The 16995-nt window shown below is 50.4% G+C and carries 11 protein-coding genes and 3 pseudogenes; 7 read left to right on the top strand and 7 right to left on the bottom strand.

What is annotated here, in order from left to right:
* The first annotated feature begins 79 nt into the window (after positions 1–79).
* Positions 80–721 (top strand): HD domain-containing protein, encoded by a 642-nt coding sequence (locus CTZ24_RS21820; RefSeq protein ID WP_208726588.1) that lies wholly within the window; start codon positions 80–82, stop codon positions 719–721.
* Between the two features lie 318 nt (positions 722–1039).
* Positions 1040–3400 (top strand): glucose/quinate/shikimate family membrane-bound PQQ-dependent dehydrogenase, encoded by a 2361-nt coding sequence (locus CTZ24_RS21815; protein ID WP_208725610.1) that lies wholly within the window; start codon positions 1040–1042, stop codon positions 3398–3400.
* Positions 3401–3446: 46 nt separating this feature from the next.
* Here CTZ24_RS21815 and fliD read toward each other — a convergent pair whose 3' ends face one another.
* Complete coding sequence (fliD, locus tag CTZ24_RS21810) at positions 3447–4859, bottom strand: flagellar filament capping protein FliD (RefSeq protein WP_208725609.1); 1413 nt, start codon at positions 4857–4859, stop codon at positions 3447–3449.
* A 281-nt stretch (positions 4860–5140) separates the two neighbouring features.
* On the opposite strand from fliD, the gene CTZ24_RS21805 reads away from it, so the two are divergent.
* The 4 genes and pseudogenes from CTZ24_RS21805 to CTZ24_RS21790 all read left to right on the top strand — a co-directional run bounded on the left by CTZ24_RS21805 (position 5141) and on the right by CTZ24_RS21790 (position 8041).
* Complete coding sequence (locus CTZ24_RS21805; RefSeq protein WP_244634056.1) at positions 5141–5659, top strand: hypothetical protein; 519 nt, start codon at positions 5141–5143, stop codon at positions 5657–5659.
* 212 nt (positions 5660–5871) lie between these two features.
* A pseudogene (locus CTZ24_RS21800) lies at positions 5872–6168 on the top strand (PcoE/SilE family metal-binding protein); the annotation flags it as partial.
* A gap of 467 nt (positions 6169–6635) precedes the next feature.
* The gene (locus tag CTZ24_RS21795) at positions 6636–7697 is read left to right on the top strand and encodes a glycosyltransferase family 9 protein (protein WP_208725608.1); all 1062 of its coding nucleotides are present in this window, start codon (positions 6636–6638) and stop codon (positions 7695–7697) included.
* Positions 7697–8041 carry a DUF1493 family protein gene (locus tag CTZ24_RS21790; protein WP_244634055.1) on the top strand — a complete coding sequence of 115 codons (345 nt, stop codon included), beginning with the start codon at positions 7697–7699 and terminating at the stop codon, positions 8039–8041. The genes CTZ24_RS21795 and CTZ24_RS21790 overlap by 1 nt, the downstream gene beginning before the upstream one ends.
* Here the strand turns inward: CTZ24_RS21790 and CTZ24_RS21785 are convergent.
* Together CTZ24_RS21785 and CTZ24_RS21780 are read right to left on the bottom strand one after the other, a co-directional pair.
* The gene (locus tag CTZ24_RS21785; RefSeq protein WP_208725607.1) at positions 8031–9041 is read right to left on the bottom strand and encodes a glycosyltransferase family 9 protein; all 1011 of its coding nucleotides are present in this window, start codon (positions 9039–9041) and stop codon (positions 8031–8033) included. The two genes, CTZ24_RS21790 and CTZ24_RS21785, sit on opposite strands and share 11 nt — an antisense overlap.
* Before the next feature lie 393 nt (positions 9042–9434).
* Positions 9435–10004, bottom strand: a pseudogene (locus CTZ24_RS21780) (ISNCY family transposase); the annotation flags it as partial.
* On the opposite strand from CTZ24_RS21780, the pseudogene CTZ24_RS21775 reads away from it, so the two are divergent.
* A pseudogene (locus CTZ24_RS21775) lies at positions 10002–10700 on the top strand (IS3 family transposase); the annotation flags it as partial. The pseudogenes CTZ24_RS21780 and CTZ24_RS21775 sit on opposite strands and share 3 nt — an antisense overlap.
* A 122-nt stretch (positions 10701–10822) precedes the next feature.
* On the opposite strand, the gene CTZ24_RS21770 reads toward CTZ24_RS21775, so the two are convergent.
* The 4 genes from CTZ24_RS21770 to malT form a co-directional block, all read right to left on the bottom strand.
* A complete protein-coding gene (locus CTZ24_RS21770; RefSeq protein WP_208725606.1) occupies positions 10823–12220 on the bottom strand; it encodes an ISNCY family transposase in 1398 nt (465 codons plus the stop codon).
* A gap of 315 nt (positions 12221–12535) precedes the next feature.
* On the bottom strand, positions 12536–13672 hold the full coding sequence (locus CTZ24_RS21765) for an HlyD family secretion protein (protein WP_208725605.1): 1137 nt from the start codon (positions 13670–13672) through the stop codon (positions 12536–12538).
* Positions 13673–13676: 4 nt separating this feature from the next.
* Positions 13677–14000: a DUF3302 domain-containing protein gene (locus CTZ24_RS21760; protein WP_208725604.1), complete on the bottom strand. Its 324-nt coding sequence runs from the start codon at positions 13998–14000 to the stop codon at positions 13677–13679.
* Positions 14001–14126: 126 nt separating this feature from the next.
* Positions 14127–16829 (bottom strand): HTH-type transcriptional regulator MalT, encoded by a 2703-nt coding sequence (gene malT / locus CTZ24_RS21755; RefSeq protein WP_208726549.1) that lies wholly within the window; start codon positions 16827–16829, stop codon positions 14127–14129.
* Between the last annotated feature and the right edge of the window lie 166 nt (positions 16830–16995).

The following is a 16995-nucleotide window of genomic DNA, read 5'->3' as shown; positions in this document are numbered from 1 at the left end:
AAATCGTCAATTCAGGACTAATGTAGACATTCTCGCATCCTTTTAGAATGGCAGCCAGACATCCAACAGGAGACACATGATGAACTTCACCGTACAAGGCATTCGCATTCCCGATACGCAGATGATGCGAGACGCAACCGCTTTTATCCGTGACACTGAATCTGACCTGCTGTTCAACCATTCCAGCCGGGTTTATTACTGGGCGGCTTTAGCAGGCCAGCAACGCAATCTGAAAGTCGACCATGAGTTGCTGTACGTTGGCTGCATGTTCCACGATATCGGGCTGACCCATGAACATTGCAGCTGCGATAAGCGTTTTGAAGTGGATGGAGCCAATGCGGCGCGTGAGTTTTTACGCGGTTATGGGGTGGAAGAGGGCGAAATCGATAAAGTCTGGACGGGCATTGCGTTACATACCACCCCTGGCATTCCGGAGTTTATGGCCCCGGAAATTGCGCTGGTCACGGCAGGCGTGGAGATGGACGTACTGGGGATCGGCTATGAAGGGTTTGCGGCGGATGACCGGGAGGCCGTGGTGGCACAACATCCGCGTAGCGCCAGTTTCAAGGAAGAGATCATTCAGGCATTCTATGACGGTATCAAACATCGTCCGCAAACCACCTTTGGCAATGTGAAAGCCGATGTCCTGAAGGATAAGGATCCCGCGTTTCAGCCGATGAATTTCTGTCACATTATCCGGCAGTCGCGCTGGCAGGGATAAACATCTTAATTACAACATACGACACCGCGTTCTGGCATCCTCTGTCCGGCAACAATGCGGCCTGTTTGGCCGCTCTTTTATTTTAGTGGTATCGCTTCCACAACCTGTGCTTTTGCTTCCCTTTTCCACATCAGCGGAATAATACCGAATATTTATCTTCAACTCGCGGAATTTATTTAACTTTATGTATTTTAACAAGTAAGTGACTTTTCTTAAAAATATCGCACGGAATTATAATGTAGCAACATTGTGATAACGATTACACTAATGCTGTAGTTTCTTTACAGTTGTCACGTTTTTTCCTTCAAGGTTAATAAAATGTCACGGGCTTCCCGAATTCTAAATTTGTTAACGCTACTCTTTTCAGTGGTTTGCGCTGCATGGCTGCTGATTGGTGGTGTCTGGTTACTGTCGCTGGGCGGCAGTGCTTATTACCTGATTAGCGGCCTGGCAATGGCAGCGTTTAGCTGGCTATTGCTGAAGAGAAAGCGCAGTGCGCTTTACCTCTACGCTGCGATTCTGTTCTTTACCGCTATCTGGGCCTGGCATGAAGCCGGGAGCGATTACTGGACGCTGGTTCCACGTCTGGATATCTGGGTGTTGCTGGGTATCTGGTTAATTCTGCCTTTCAGCTACCGTCAATTCTCTGTCAGCAACAACAAACCGTTGGGGGCGATGCTGGTCGCGCTGCTGGTTAATGTGGCGTTGTTGGCCGGTTCTGCACTGCACGATCCCCAGGAAATCAACGGTGAGCTGCCGCTGACCGATAAAGCCCCGGCGACATCCACCGTTCCGGCGGAAGACTGGTCAGCCTATGGCCGTACCCAGGAAGGCGTCCGTTATTCACCGCTGCAACAGATCAATGAACACAACGTCAAGGATCTTCAGGTTGCGTGGCAGTTCGAAACGGGTGACCACAAAACCGCGAATGATCCTGGCGAGATCACCAATGAAGTGACCCCGCTGAAAATCGGCAACATGCTGTATCTGTGTACCCCACATCAAATTCTGATTGCGCTGGATGCTGCCAGCGGCAAAGAGAAGTGGCGTTTTGACCCGCAGCTGAAGTCAGACCCGACTTTCCAGCACATCACCTGCCGTGGCGTGTCGTACCATGAAATGCCAACGGCCGCAGCGAGCAACGCCAGCCAGCCTGCCATCTGCGCGCGCCGCATTTTCCTGCCGGTGGATGATGGCCGTCTGTTTGCGCTGGATGCTCAGACCGGTGAACGTTGCCAGAGCTTCGCCAACAATGGTGAACTGAATCTGCAACATCAGCAGCCAAATGCCTATCCGGGTGGCTACGAACCGACATCTCCGCCAATTGTCACCGATAATATGGTGATCATCGCAGGTTCAGTCACGGATAACCTGTCAACCCACGAGCCTTCTGGCGTCATTCGTGGTTTCGATATCAACAGTGGCAAACTGGTGTGGGCCTTTGACCCGGGTGCTAAAGATCCCAATGCGCTGCCTGCGGATGGTGAAACCTTCACCGCTAACTCACCGAACTCCTGGGCACCTGCCGCTTATGATGCCAAACGTGACATTATCTATCTGCCGATGGGCGTCTCCACACCGGATATCTGGGGTGGCAACCGCACGGCGGAGCAGGAGCGTTTTGCCAGCGGCCTGTTAGCGCTGCACGCGTCAACCGGCAAGTTGGCCTGGTTCTATCAGACGGTGCATCATGACCTGTGGGATATGGATCTGCCGTCGCAACCGACGCTGGCGGATATCACCGATAAAGATGGCAACACCGTTCCGGTGGTGTATGTACCGGCGAAAACCGGCAACATCTTTGTACTGAATCGTGAAACCGGCAAGCCGGTGATTCCGGCACCGGAAACCCCGGTACCACAGGGTCCAGCGCAGGGCGATCATCTGAATCCAACCCAACCGTTCTCTGAACTGACCTTCCGTCCTCAGCAGAAATTGCAGGGCAAGGATATGTGGGGCGCCACCATGTTTGACCAACTGGTGTGCCGCGTGATGTTCCATCGTCTGCGTTATGAAGGCCCGTTCACGCCGCCGTCAGAGCAGGGGACACTGGTATTCCCTGGTGACTTCGGCATGTTCGAATGGGGTGGCATTGCGGTGGATACCGACCGTCAGATCGCAATTGCCAACCCGATGGCGATGCCGTTTATCTCGAAACTGATCCCGCGCGGGCCGGGTAACCCAATCGAGCCAGGTGCCGATGGTGCCGCTGGCTCAGGTTCTGAGTCTGGCGTGCAACATATGTACGGTGTGCCCTATGGCGTGGAGCTGAATCCGTTCCTGTCGCCGTTTGGCCTGCCTTGTCTGCAACCTTCGTGGGGCTTCGTCTCGGCGATCAATCTGCAAAATCACCAGATTGTCTGGAAAAAACGTATCGGTACGGTACGTGACAGTGCTCCAGTGCCGCTGCCGTTCAAAATGGGTGTGCCGATGTTGGGTGGCCCGGTGACCACCGCAGGCAATGTGTTCTTCGTGGCAGGTACGCTGGATAACTACCTGCGCGCCTATAGCGTGCGGAATGGTGAGTTGCTGTGGCAGGCGCGCCTGCCAGCCGGTGGGCAAGCCACGCCAATGACCTACTCGGTTGATGGTAAGCAATATGTGGTGATTATGGCGGGCGGTCACGGCTCGTTTGGCACCAAATTGGGTGATTATGTGATTGCATATAAACTGCCGTAATCAGTAATCGTCAGACGGAAAACGCCCCCATTTGGGGGCGTTTTTATTATTTATTATTACTGTTCTGCATATTTTCGAACTGTGTGGTGAGATAAGTACTGGTATTATTTAATGCGTTAAGCATGGTATCCAGATGAGTAAATTGGCTTTTATAACGGGCTATGGTGTTATCTATTTTTTTACTGGCGTTATTATATTGATCGGTCAGCGCATTTAGCTTTTTACTGATGCTGTCCGTCGCTCCTTGCAGAACACCTTTGCTATTCAGCATTGCTGCCAATCCGGTTCCCAGCCCGGTCGCCACGCCGGTGGTTTTACCATCTCCGGTGAAGATATCCCGCACTGCGTCCGGTGTGGCAGAGATAGCATTACTGAGCTTGTCGGCATCAAGCCTCAGTTTGCCGTTTTGAGGATCGGTGGTGATACCCGCCTGGGTGAGGGTTTTAAACGTTGCCGACCCCGAGCCATTGGCCAGAATGCCTTTTAATTGCGTCTGGATTATTCGCAGCGTGCCGTCACCTAATAGCGCACCATTTTTTGTATCTTGATCCTGACCAGCATCGACGGGCGTATATTTGGTCAGGTTACTCATCGTATCCTGGAGCGAATTGTAGGCATTGACCCAGTCGGTAATGGCGGTTTTCGCTTTAGAATTATCGCTGGTAATGCTGAGCGTTTGCGTGCCGGATGTCTGGTCATTTAGCTTAAGCGTTACACCTTCAACCGCATCGGTAATAACATTACTGCTGCTCTCTATGCTGACATTGTTAATGCTAAGGAGCGCGTTTTGCGCCGCAACATTCTGTGTCAACCCTTTGGTGGTGACTGCCGCGTCGTAACCGATAAAATCCTGCAACGTGTCATCGCCAGTCACCTCAATACCTTTCACCGCATGACCGGTCCCTGTCTCGGTGGCAGTCAGTGAGAGGCGATACTCTTTATCGGATACGCGGATCAGACTCGCGCTGATACCGGCATTAGCCTTATTGATGCTATCGCGCAGCGCAGAAAGCGAAGTTTGATCTTTGCTTAAGGTGATGCTGTGCTCTTTGCCATCCTCCATGCGAATTTTCAGCGTCCGACTATCAGCATCGCTACCCAGTGGTAACTTCAAATCACTCTTTGCCGCACTGGTTAACGTCTGGGATTGCGCCAGTTGTGTCACACTGATGGTGTATTTTCCGGGGATGGCACTCCCACCCGAGTCGGCACTAAAGGCGGTGGTGCTACTGGTTGCACTGGTCTGGGTATATAGCCCACTTTCCTGCAATTTACTGTTGGCAGTCTGAAAACTCTGGATGGCTGTTTTCAGACTGCCATAGGCCGACAGCTTCGCTGTGGCCGCACTTTGTTGCTTTGAAATGGGTGTCAGAACCTGTTTCTCGGCGCTGGTGAGCTTGTCGAGAATTTCATCAAGTTTTAGCCCAGAGCCTATTCCTAACGTTGAAATCCCTACCATTTCCTTCCTCCTGTTAATATTTTATTACATTTACACTCTCAATCATTACAGAGAAATGGGATTTTATGATCGATAGGCTTACGCAATCCTTACATAATGCGGTGTTTTTCCCGGTATATAGCGTAATGGCGGGCAGGTAAGGTTAAAATTTGAGCTATAAGGCAGGGGAGGAAGGGCGTAATGGGCTATGCTTGGATACAGCAAGCCTTCATGTAAAACCAAAACGTGGGTAAGTGTGCAGGAATTGTTCGACTTCCTTTCTTATTAAGTTGGATATTAAAATGCATAAATTAATAATCCGAACATTAGGATATCATTTGCTCGTTGTGGTTTTCTGGTGTCATGCCAGTGAAATAAATCTCTATTCAGTCAATACCGGTTCTTTTGTTTACCATCTGACCGGGAATCACGGGCAATACACAGAGAATTTCGAAAATAACTTTTTTTCTGTTGAGCGTAAACTCTCTGAAGATTCGAAATACAGCGTGTTACTTGGCACAATGAAAAATAGTTTCGACGATCGTTGTCTTGCGATGGGCGTGAGAAGGGACTGGGCCTCCTGGGATAACGGGTGGGTGTTCAAAGGCGTATATGGATATACCGGCGAGTTCTTTTTCGATGCATTTAAAAATTGTGGTGATCACGGTTCTTATCATGATTTTAAAAAGGCAACTGGCATTGGATTTTCACCTTATATTTATCATGGCTTTCAATATAATTTCACTTCTTATTTTGGCATCGAAACGGGGATTATCATTCCCAGCGTGTTTGTTATCACTGTGCAGTGGAGTTTCCGGTAACCCTGGGGCGGGTGCGCTTCTGGTGACATAAATGTCATGATTTAGTCATGCGATGAACAGAGGTGGTTTTTTATAATGACTATAAATCAGGAACAGAGTGGAAAAGAAGTTTCACACCGTTTTCTGAGTAACCACCACCCAGGTCAGATATCAACCACTTATTGGAATTTAAGTTGTTGGCTGCATGGGGAATTTTAAACCGGAGATCCACTATGAAAAAAATCCTTGTATCGCTTGTTGCCATTATGACCTTTACCTCATATTCCTGGGCAGCAGAAAAAATAAATATCCACGACATGGTAAATAATGCGCAGGCTCCAGCCCACCAGATTCAGTCTTCCTCTGATAAAAGCACCACCCAGGGAGAAAGCATGAAAATGATGGATATGGGCGCTCATGACCAGGCTGCTATGTCTCATCAAATGATGCAAAACAACAGCGCTATGGCACACCAAAATATGACTGAAATGCACAAAAAAATGATGAAATCACAAAAAGGAACAACGAATTAGACAACAAGACCGTTCTGAATTCTCCGAGGTTATGAGAAAGGAAACAGCAATCCAGCGGCACACAGATTCTTTAACCTAACCAATCGGTAGATTTTGTCTATCCATGTTGATAATGTCACCCTGATTTCCCGGTTTTGAATGTCACTTGCTACTGTTTTCTGATGAAAAGGAAAGGGGAGTGAGGTCGTTTTTCAGGCCGGGTTTGAAGGGTGATAGCGCAGCCAGAATCGGTGGCTTGAAGTAAATGATAACCCCTTCGGATCAGGTGATGCTGTGATGTTGCTGGGCTATAATCATCATCCCTGTACATTAGAGAAGATTGCCAAACTGAAGCCTGTCCAGTTAATCTGAGGTTAACCGGATGAAAATGTGCTTTCGCAATGAACTTTAATCCCCGGATTAACCTCTAAATATCCATAAAAGACTTTTTTGAGTATTTTTTATACAGTTAGGGTGCTGCAAACGTGAAGAAAAAAAAACTATATCTCATAGACCAAATTTTAACGCTTTACTCGCGATTTTTTAGCAGGGAAACAGCACCTTCCTTACACGATCTTAATCCCAAAACTGTGGTGATCTATTCCACCACTGCACTGGGCGATTTTCTGATGAATACACCGGCTATTTGGAGCCTTAAAAATCGCTTCCCTGCCAGTCAATTCATTTTGGTTTCCAGTAAGAAGAATAAGGATTTAGTTAGCCGCTATCAGTGGTTTGATAAAATCTATATATGGGACAATAAGTTACTGAATTACCTGCCATTGTTCTTCAAGTTGCGCCGGCAGAAACCCGACTTATCGGTGATATTACACGGCCATTTTCCGTACGATGTTATGAGCGCAGTATTAACTGGCAGTAAGGTCATTGTGCGCGACCATTACGGCAGCGAGTCGCCACTTCTTAATAAACATCTGGACCATTACTCGGGTTATTTCGACGATCACACCATTAAACGCAAACTTAAATTGATTGAGTCGCTCGGTGCGCAGTCGCATCAGACCCGGATGCATCTGCCGGAATCGGAAAGCAGCGTTACGAGATCAGGTGACCACCTGCGTATTGGATTTCAGTTAGGTGCATCTAAAGATATTCGTCGCTGGCCACTAACATCATTCTGCCAGTTGGTGGCAGCGCTGCTTACTCGTTGGCCTGACTGTGAAATCATCGTGACCGGTGCGCCGCATGAGCAGCATCTTGAACAGGAGTTTATTGATAGCCTGCCGCTGCATTACCGAAAAAATGTTACGCCGATGGCGGGTAAAACCAATCTCAGCGGCTTGATTAACTTGATCCGCAGCCTGGATCTGTTGGTAACGGGTGATACAGGACCGATGCATATTGCGGTCGCTGCGCAGGTTCGTACCGTCAGCCTCTTTTCTACCGCCAATCCTCGTTATACCGGCCCCTGTCAGGACAGTGACCGTCATATCATTATTCACCGCCCGCCTGAAGATGACTCGCAACATCCCATGACTTCGATCACCGTTGAAGAGGTCGAACAAGCCATAGTGAAACTGGTGGGATAATGACTAACACGCCACAACCCTCCATGCTGGCAGCGGTGATTGCTCTAATCGAATATCATAACAAGCCAACCGCGCTAGGTTGGTTTAAGAAAGTTGATCACCCCAACTTTTACGTGCAAAGGTTACCCCTGAATGAGTTTGAATTTGCAGATCTGATGAATGACTTTTTTATCACTTTTGCAGTCAGTTCAAAGCATTATGATGATGCACGCTATTTTCCGGCAACACGCCTGCAATTCCCTTTGTTTACCCGTCGGAAGGGGTTTTCTTATCACCCCTTGACGGTTGCACTGCTATGCGAAGCGGCCAGACTTGGACACTGGCCTGAGGTGGTTACTGAATGATGGTTTGCAGGAATGCGTCGTAGACCTCATCCGTACTGAGCGAGCTGACATGGCGCGAGGCTGGTTGCAATACCTTATGCTTCACCTGCCAGGGATGCCAGCATGCCGGGTCACTGTCACCAAATAGCGCGACAACCGGAAGTCCCAGCGCAGCGCCAATATGCATCGCGCCGCCGTCACTGCTTACAAGGCCGCGAGATAAGGACATGGCCGCGATAAGCTGTGGCAGGGTGGTTGTCGCCACCGCTTTCACCGGCAGGTGCGTACAAAGTGCCATAATTTCGCGAGCTTTGTCGTCATCACCCGGATGGCGTGGATTGTCTCGGCTACCGGGTGACCACAGCAGCATAATCTGACAACGATGCCGGGTAGCAATTTTGTCTGCCAGTTCAGCGAACCGGGCGGCCTCCCATTGCTGGCTTGGCTTGCGGGCGCTAATTTGTAATGCATAAACCGGGAGAGAGGGATCGATGGCGTAGCTGTTACGCAGGTTGTTTGCACTCTCAGCATCCGGCAAAAGCGTCAGTTTACCTGGCGCAGTGGCGCTGAGATTAAACGGTCGTCCAAGGCTGAACAGGATTTCACTGATATGTTGCTGAGACTGACTGGCCGGTGGAAGCAGGTCGGTAATCAGCGGATGTGACTCTTCGCCTAAAGCAATGACTCTGCCAGGACGTATGATTTTTACCCATTTCAGTCCGTGCTGGTCCCAGCGGCTTTTTGCGAGGACCACCGCATCATACTTCTGCTTTTTCAGGTTAATCATCAGCATCAATCGTTGGAACAGGCAGTTCAGTCGACCCTGACCTTCGTCGCGGTGATGTAGTTTGGTGTAATACAAAAGTTGTCGTATATCGGGATTATTTTTTAATACCGGTGCCGCATAATTATTGGTTAGCACATCGACCTGATGCTGGCCAGACTGTGCGAGCGCACTTAAAAGCGGCGTCGTCAGTAGCGTGTCGCCAATATTATCCCGACAAATAATTAAAACCTTCATATCTGGTATCCTCTGCGCACAGACTGCTCTGGCTGGTCGAAAATTAGGCGCGCACCGTTAACATCTTAAGAACGTTAACATGACGGCAAAAGTTAACATATTAGTCAGCAAACAGCGAGGTTGGTTCAATAGATCGGATAACCGGAAAAGGCGGATGGCTTAATTTGAACTTTAAAAGGTTTGCGTTTTGTATGAGAAAAGAAAACGTTTTTTATATAGCTTAAAATAACAGCATAATGACCAGGGCATATTATGAACTGACTAAAAACAGGCATTTTCAAATATCCTAACATCCGCATCTCCAGAACGGCTAAGTCAGCTTTGCCTCTATAACACATGTCTATCCATTATTAAGATGTCGTCTCAGTGGCTAAGTTAAAGTGTCATCTACTTGGGAGGTCGTGCAAAACGGCGGTTAAAGTCGTCGATAAAGCCCGTAATCCAGCGGTTCGCCTCGCTGATGGAGCTGATGTTGTGCAGCCGCAGCTCCTTCACCAGCCGATCCTGCAGTGTCTGGTTGGCGCGCTCCACGCGGCCTTTGGCCTGGCTGCTGTTGGCGCAGATGCGCTCTATGCTGAGGTCGCGCAGTGCACGGCCAAACTGTGTGGTACCGCTGCGGCGTGCGTCCGTACCGTTAACCCTGAAAACGGCGTGCCTGTCGCTGTAGAATGCGACGGGTTTTCCATGTAAATCAATATACTCCCGTGTTGCTGTCATATAATCGAATGCTGACTCCGAATCGCAGAAGCGCAGGTGCATCAGGCGGCCGGTGGCATCGTCAACGTACACGAGCAGGCAGCACTTCGGTGCCCGATCCTCAAACCAGGCATGATGAGATCCGTCCAGCTGCACCAGTTCGCCGAGACAGTCGCGCCGGTGTCGTGGCTGATAAATGTGAGCCTGACGCCGTGAATGCGGCCGCCAGAGTCCGTCTGAGATCATCCAGTTGCGGACAGTCTCAATTATCGCTGCTATGGCTACCGGCGCCTCCATGCGATGCTCCGTGAAAACAACACATACATCTCAGAAAAGGTCGTCCGCAGACTGATGGCTGAAGAACAGCTGATTGTTAAGCGTGCCGGGCGCCGGCGATACAGCGCTTACTGCGGAGAAATCGGTCAGGCCCCAGAAAATCTCCTCGCCAGAAATTTTCGTTCCAACCGGCCAAATGAGAAGTGGCTGACCGATATTACCGAGTTCCATCTTCCGGCAGGCAAGGTCTATCTGTCGCCAGTCATCGACTGTTTTGATGGCAAAGTGGTGAGCTGGGCCATAGGGACACGTCCGGACGCAAAACTGGTCAATGCCATGCTCGATGATGCGATCGATACGCTCAGGGAAAATGAAAGACCGGTGATACACAGTGACAGAGGCAGTCATTACCGATGGCCGGGCTGGCTGGATCGTATCAACAGGTCGGGTCTTGTAAGGTCTATGTCGCGCAAAGGTTGTTCGTCGGATAACGCAGCGTGCGAGGGCTTCTTCGGGCGGGTCAAAAATGAAATGTACTACGGCAGAAACTGGGCGAGCACAACGCTGGAAGATTTTATGTGCTTCCTGAACAGGTACATACGTTGGTATAACGAGAAGCGAATCAAGATCTCATTAGGTGCAATGAGTCCGGTGAATTACCGGGAGCATCTGGGGATCACAACATAACAGTCCAGGAAAACATCCGCATCTCCTTAGCGCTTTGGAGTAACACATTGTGTTGAACCTAAGCACAGATGACCGGGTTCAGGCCAAGCTGAGTTGTCCGTTGTTCAGGTTAAACACAGGGTTTAACCGCCAAATATCTCTTTACCGCGCGTCTGTAAATCATTCACGGCTTCCAGTAAATCATCTTCGTTTATTGCCCGCTGCCGTTTTTTGTTCGGGTCTTTCTTCCCGACCCTCCGGCCCGGGCCTGTTCCGGCAGGAAGTGCCTGTGAGCGCGTGTTATCGCGCTTATCCTGCATCAGCTTAGCCACCGCAAGCGCGTGACCCAGCCGCTTATTATCAATGATGGCCCCCTGGTCAACTTCAGACAGGCGATCGTAAGCAGAGTAGGGAAGTACCGTTCCGTTACTTCTGAGTTCGACGTGACCGTCCGGATACTGCCAGGAGTCCAGATATTTACCGATGACACGGCGGCTCTGCTCATTATCTTCAAGCAGACAGAGCATCTTATCGTAACGTACCGTCAGCGATTTTGAGACCTTGCGCGGCTCACGCCAGGTAAAAATCGCCTCAAGATCGTCGTCTGCATCGAGAGGCCGGTGAACGTCAAAATCATGCCGGGGAGCCTTCGCAAAGCGGAGGTTGTAATCGGCCATGAACTCATCTGCGAAGGCATTGGCCGCATCCGGCGTGCTGATGCCGCGCAGACGCAGCTCTTTAACGAGGCGATCCTGCAATGTCAGATGGGCGCGTTCCACGCGTCCTTTGGCTGAGCTGGTGTTGGCGCAGATGCCGGTGATGTTGAGTTCGTTCATTGCACGTCCGAACTGAGTCTGTCCCTTACCGCCGGCCGCGTTTTTGTTGTTAATGCGGAAGATACTGGCTTTATCACTGTAAAACGCCAGCGGCTTGCCGTGCTGCTCCAGATAGCCGCGTGTGGCTTCAAAATAGGTAAACGTGGACTCTGATTTCACAAAATGGAGCTGCATCAGGCGGCTGGTCGCGTCATCGACGTAAACCAGCAGCGTGCAGGCCGGGCCACGGTTTTCAAACCAGCGGTGGTCACAGCCGTCGATCTGTATCAGTTCGCCGACACAGGCGCGTCGGCAGCGTGGCTGCTGGATCTTCGGTGCACGCAGTCTGCGGGGGATCCAGAGACCGGAAAGTATCATCAGCTTACGCACTGTCTCTTTGGATAACACCACGCCGTGAAGCTCGGCCAGTTTTTCGCAGGCCAGCGTCGGACCGAAGTCGGCATAACGTTCGCGGATGATCTGGATGGCATGTTCAGCAAGGCCTTCAGGCAGCTGATAGTTGCTGGGCTTGCCGCGCCGCCGGTCAGCCATGCCGAGCGGGCCGTCTTCGCGGTAACGCTGAAGCAGGCGGCGGCAGTGTCTGTCGGAGATCCCGAGGCGTTCTGCGGCAAGACGGGTAGTGAGCCGCCGGTCAATAACGTCCTGGATCATTTTAAGCCGGTTAACTTCGTTCATCGTAAAAAACTCCGCACCAGAAGCCGCCATATCAGGTTCCTCAGCAGGTAGCCCGAAGCGGCCAGGTTAGTTTAGCTCATAACGGCTAAGTCAGCTTTGCTTCTATAACACAAGTACACATAACGTGAATTATGTTAAATGCGATATCCGGCTAACCCCGCAACGCCACCCCATCCCGTAGCGGCGCGATTTATCGCGCAGGTTTTACGTCACCACTGCTGGATGATGCGCGATAAATCGCGCCGCTACGAAATAACCGGAACACACCTGGCAGCGCTACGCAAAATCTCCCGCCCAATCCCCCTGCGCTTCTCTCAGAATTCACGTAGCGACGCCTGCTGGGTTTTAATGGTCCAGATAGAGATAATGCATCCAGCTGGTCATTCGCAGCAGCACCTTCCGCATCACCGATACGTGTGTAAAGTGATCTGAATAAACAGCAACTTGTGCAAAGATGCCATCGGGTAATGCATCCACATCAGCATTCGGTTGCAGTTCAATCACTGCCAGGACACCATCAGAGCCAGGTGTGATGGTCAACGATTGTAGCGTCCCCTGTGCCTGATAGCTGCCGCCAGGGACTACCGGAAGAATGCTGGTCAATTTTCCGGGAAAGACCTGACCCGGAATAGCAGTAAATACCACTTCAGCTTCATCTCCCGGCTCCAGACGTAGCAATGAATTTTGTCGGAATTGCGCAATGATCTGTCGTTTTTGCTCAGGAATAAAAATCATTACTGGTCGCAGTGGCAAGGCTGCGGCATAGGTGCCGGGACGGATCAGCACCTGGGTAACATAACCATCGCTCGGCGCCCGAACGATGGTTTGGTCCAGGTTGTACTGCGCTTCTGCCAGTTGCGCGCGCAGGCTGACAATTTGTGATTGTTCTCCATTAACCGTGCTATCGAGTTGGCTTTTGATTTGCGCCTGTTCCGCCACCGAACTTTTTACCAATGCATCCTGGGCTAAGTAGTTCTGGCGCGCATGATCAATATCACTTTCCGAAAATGGATTAACCTTTGCTTTGCTTCCCTGTAAATAACGCTGGTAGTCTTTTAATAAACGGTCGCGTTCTGCTGATACATTGCTCGTATTCGCAATGGCCTCATCTAATTGACTCTTCAGCGTCTGAATATTTGAAATGGCCGTCGCTAAATCTGCCTTTAATCTGTCCACTCGCGCCTGATAACGCGTACTGTCCAGGCGAAAAAGCATCTCTCCTTTTTTAATTTCAGTGTTCGTTTTGTTGGTCACTTCTTTAACAATACCGGTGACCTGCGGCGTAATAGGAATGGATATCACCGCTTTTTGTGCCAGAGCAGTATAGGGATGGTTATAGTTCATCAACAGGATAAGTGCGCCTACCAGAAAAACGCCACCCAATGCGGCTGTTGGCACCGTCCATTTATTAACCGGTATTTTGAATAGTTTAAAAATGGCCCACGCAAACGCAACATAGGTCAAAATAATCAGTAAATCCATACGATTACTCCGCAGGAGGAGCGTTACTTATACCCTGTTTTCGCTCCAGTTCAGCAACGCGTAACTTAAGTAGTTCCAGCGAATCATTTTGACTTTGCATTCCCCAACCCCGTTCCGGGCGATACAGGGTGGCCCATATCCAGAGAAATGGCCAGATAACATGAAGCGTAAAAAGGCTCACCCAGCCAGCCACATGTATCGCATCGGCGTGAGGATGATTACGTGATTTTGCAATAAGATAAGGGATATCGTGCAGGATAATTATCCCGTAAAAAATAATAAGGAATACAAAGATCAGAACGCCCAGTGCAAAGTAGTTTAGAAACATATCTGCCTCGATATGAAGCCAGTCTGCTGATAAATATAGACGTCATCACCAGGACGAGAAAGAAAGATAATAAAAAAAATCACCCGCTACGCTTATTATTGGCACTGAGTTTAACGGGTTAAATCATTAAACATACCCCATCATTCTTAACATTGACTGCGCCTGATTCACCGCTTGCGAACGATGAGACACCCCTAACTTTTGATACAGATTCCGAATGTGCGTTTTAATGGTTGTTGCCGCGATCGCCAGCTCACCGGCAATCTGTTCATTGCTGTAGCCAGAATAGATCAGTCCCAGCACTTGCCATTCCCGCTGCGTTAATGGGCTGGTGCGAATGAGTTCCGGAACATCAGGATGATTTAACAAACGGCTGACAAAACCCTCATCAAAATGAGCAAATTTATGGCGGTGATGTTTATTCAGTTCATCAAGGATACGTCGCGCCCGGTGGTTATCCAGCTCATCCAGAATATTGAGCTGAATCAGTTGCCGCAATTGCTGCGCCATCATCTCACCCTCAATAACAAAATGGCTGACAAACCCCGTGCTGCGTGCCAACTTCAGGGCTTCAATTAAGGTTCGCTGCGCATCAACTTTACGATCAGTTTGCCAGTAGATTTGATTCATCAGGAGCAAATTGCGATTCAAATCACTCATCAATCGTAGTGCGCGCGCGTTGTCATTTAATTCATCCAGCACCACCTCTGCCTGCGTCATATTACCCAACATGATCTGTGCCCGCGCCACGTTGCGCCACTGGCCTTGCAGAAAATGATTATTGGCGAACGCCGGTTTCGCCGTCTGGCGCATCCAGGTATTGGCGCTTTGTTTATCCCCGGTCATCTGCCAGTAAATCACCCGTACCTCGTCAGCATTGGCGATCCAGTCACTGTGCCAGTTACCGTTATTCAGCAGGTTTTCCAGCCGATTCAGGTGACTGCGGGCATTATCCAGATTGCCCCGCGCCAGCGAGCATTGTGCCAGCAGGCCCAGGCACTGAATTTGTTGCTGCTGCTGATACCCTTTCAACACCCGGATACCCGCGCGAGCCGCCTGCTCGGCCTCATCCAGCCGCCCCCATGCCCACATCAGTTGCGCGCGGATGCGTAACAGGAACTCATGTAGAGGAAATTGCGCCAGGTGTTGTTCATTCACCAACACAAACGCCCGCTCCTGTGTCTCATACGCGCCCTGCAAAAAACCCTGAGCAAACAGAATTTCACTCTGTTGAATCAGGCTCCACAGCGCGTAGTGCCAGGTCTCGTCACGTCGCGCCATTTGCTCCGTCTGACGCATCAGCTTCAGTGAATTAACCAGGTCGCCTTTACAATGCATCACTTCACCCAGCACCGACGTGGCGACAATACGGCTGTAATAACAACTTTCAGGCAGGCTCTCCAGCGCCAGCATCGCCAGATGTTCCGCTTCCTCGGCGTTGCCATTGTTGATGGTGACCTGGGCACGAACCGCGTTAAATTCCCCGCGTAATGCCTCGTCGATATCGCGACAACACGCCGCTTCAAAGCGTGCCAGCAGGCTGTTAACCTCATAAAAACGATGCTGACTTTGCATCAACCACGCCTGTAATAACACCAGACGAGGATTCTCCAGCAATGTCTCCCACGGCAAGGTTTTGAGCGATGCCTCGAGCAGCGTTAATTCGCTCTGATTAAACAGCGTCCAGGCATGGACGAGTAACACATCACGCAACATCCCTGCATCACCGGACGCCAGCGCATGATGAATAGCTTCGCGCGGGTACCCCTGCGCCATCCAGCTTTCTGCGGCGGCGCGATGAATAGCGGGCAACTCGGCGGCGAGTTCCCACTGACAACGCAGCCGCAAAAAACTGCCAAACAACGGATGATAGCTAAACCATTGCCCGGAATTATCCATACGTTGTAAAAACAACCCCTGCCGCTCGATCTCTTCCAGCCGCATCTGTCCGTTCTCTTCCCCGGTGACGCAAGTAATCAGCGCATCGTTCATGGAACGTAGCAGCGCACTTTTCAACAGAAAATGACGCGTGGCGACGTCAACGTTGTCGAGCACCTCCTCCACCAGATAATCCGAAAGATGGCTGGCGTTGATGCCGGAAAGGCGACGCGCAGAATCCTGGGCGGAGCTGGCCCCCTGACGGGCGGAGAGCGCAATCAACTGCAAGGCAGTGGCCCAGCCTGCTACATCATCACACAGTTGGTTGCTCTCTTCACAGGCGAGCGGTGCCGTCAGACGCCCATCAAAAAACTGCTTCGCCTCCTGATGGGTAAAGGCCAGCTGCTGGCTACTCAGTTCAATCATTTGTTCACGTACCCGCAGATTGGCGATACCCAGTTGCGGCAAATTACGTGACAGCAGAATCACCGTGAGATTGTCGGGTTGATGGCGCAAAAAGAAGCGCATTGCCTCATGAATGGCGGGATTAGTGATGTGATGATAATCATCGACAATCAGCCACAGCGGTTTTTGCCACTCCGTCAGCTCAATAAACAGTTGCGCAAATAATGCATTGAGGTTCATGTACTGACGCTTTTGTGCCAGCAACTCGCTGCGGGGACACCCCCCTTGCGTAGCTTGTTGCAACGCAGCAATCAGATAATCAGCAAAAGGTTCGGGATGATTATCCCCCTCGTCCAGTGAATACCACCCCAGATTGCTTTGGTCCGCCGCCCACTGTGAAACCAGCGTGGTCTTACCGTAGCCTGCGGGGCTGGTCACCAACACCAGCCGATAATTACCGGCCGCGGTGAGTTTTTGCAGCAGGCGGTCACGCGTGACGGTGCTTTCCAGACGGACAGGGCGACTGAGTTTCGAGGGTATTAACATAGACGCATGCATCTCCCTTACATTTAGCGATTATTTTTTTACGCTTCGAAATTATTATTCACACAACTTCGATTATTCGCGGAGTGATTGCAAGCAAACTCATTAAGTAATCTTTACAAAAGCGGCAGTTATCACATTCCTGACACACTTTCAGATTCCCCTCACC

Origin of the sequence: Pantoea phytobeneficialis (genome assembly GCF_009728735.1) — a bacterium.
In the GTDB taxonomy this organism is placed as follows: Bacteria; Pseudomonadota; Gammaproteobacteria; order Enterobacterales; family Enterobacteriaceae; genus Pantoea; species Pantoea phytobeneficialis.
This window is presented reverse-complemented; position numbering and strand designations above follow the sequence as displayed.

What these genes read in the sequence shown, in the direction of transcription:
- CTZ24_RS21765 (WP_208725605.1), bottom strand. Translation starts at nt 13,672, where the DNA reads ATGGATTTACTGATTATTTTGACCTATGTTGCGTTTGCGTGGGCCATT.
- CTZ24_RS21790 (WP_244634055.1), top strand. Translation starts at nt 7,697, where the DNA reads ATGACTAACACGCCACAACCCTCCATGCTGGCAGCGGTGATTGCTCTA.
- CTZ24_RS21815 (WP_208725610.1), top strand. Translation starts at nt 1,040, where the DNA reads ATGTCACGGGCTTCCCGAATTCTAAATTTGTTAACGCTACTCTTTTCA.
- malT (WP_208726549.1), bottom strand. Translation starts at nt 16,829, where the DNA reads ATGTTAATACCCTCGAAACTCAGTCGCCCTGTCCGTCTGGAAAGCACC.
- CTZ24_RS21805 (WP_244634056.1), top strand. Translation starts at nt 5,141, where the DNA reads ATGCATAAATTAATAATCCGAACATTAGGATATCATTTGCTCGTTGTG.
- CTZ24_RS21785 (WP_208725607.1), bottom strand. Translation starts at nt 9,041, where the DNA reads ATGAAGGTTTTAATTATTTGTCGGGATAATATTGGCGACACGCTACTG.
- CTZ24_RS21820 (WP_208726588.1), top strand. Translation starts at nt 80, where the DNA reads ATGAACTTCACCGTACAAGGCATTCGCATTCCCGATACGCAGATGATG.
- fliD (WP_208725609.1), bottom strand. Translation starts at nt 4,859, where the DNA reads ATGGTAGGGATTTCAACGTTAGGAATAGGCTCTGGGCTAAAACTTGAT.
- CTZ24_RS21770 (WP_208725606.1), bottom strand. Translation starts at nt 12,220, where the DNA reads ATGGCGGCTTCTGGTGCGGAGTTTTTTACGATGAACGAAGTTAACCGG.
- CTZ24_RS21760 (WP_208725604.1), bottom strand. Translation starts at nt 14,000, where the DNA reads ATGTTTCTAAACTACTTTGCACTGGGCGTTCTGATCTTTGTATTCCTT.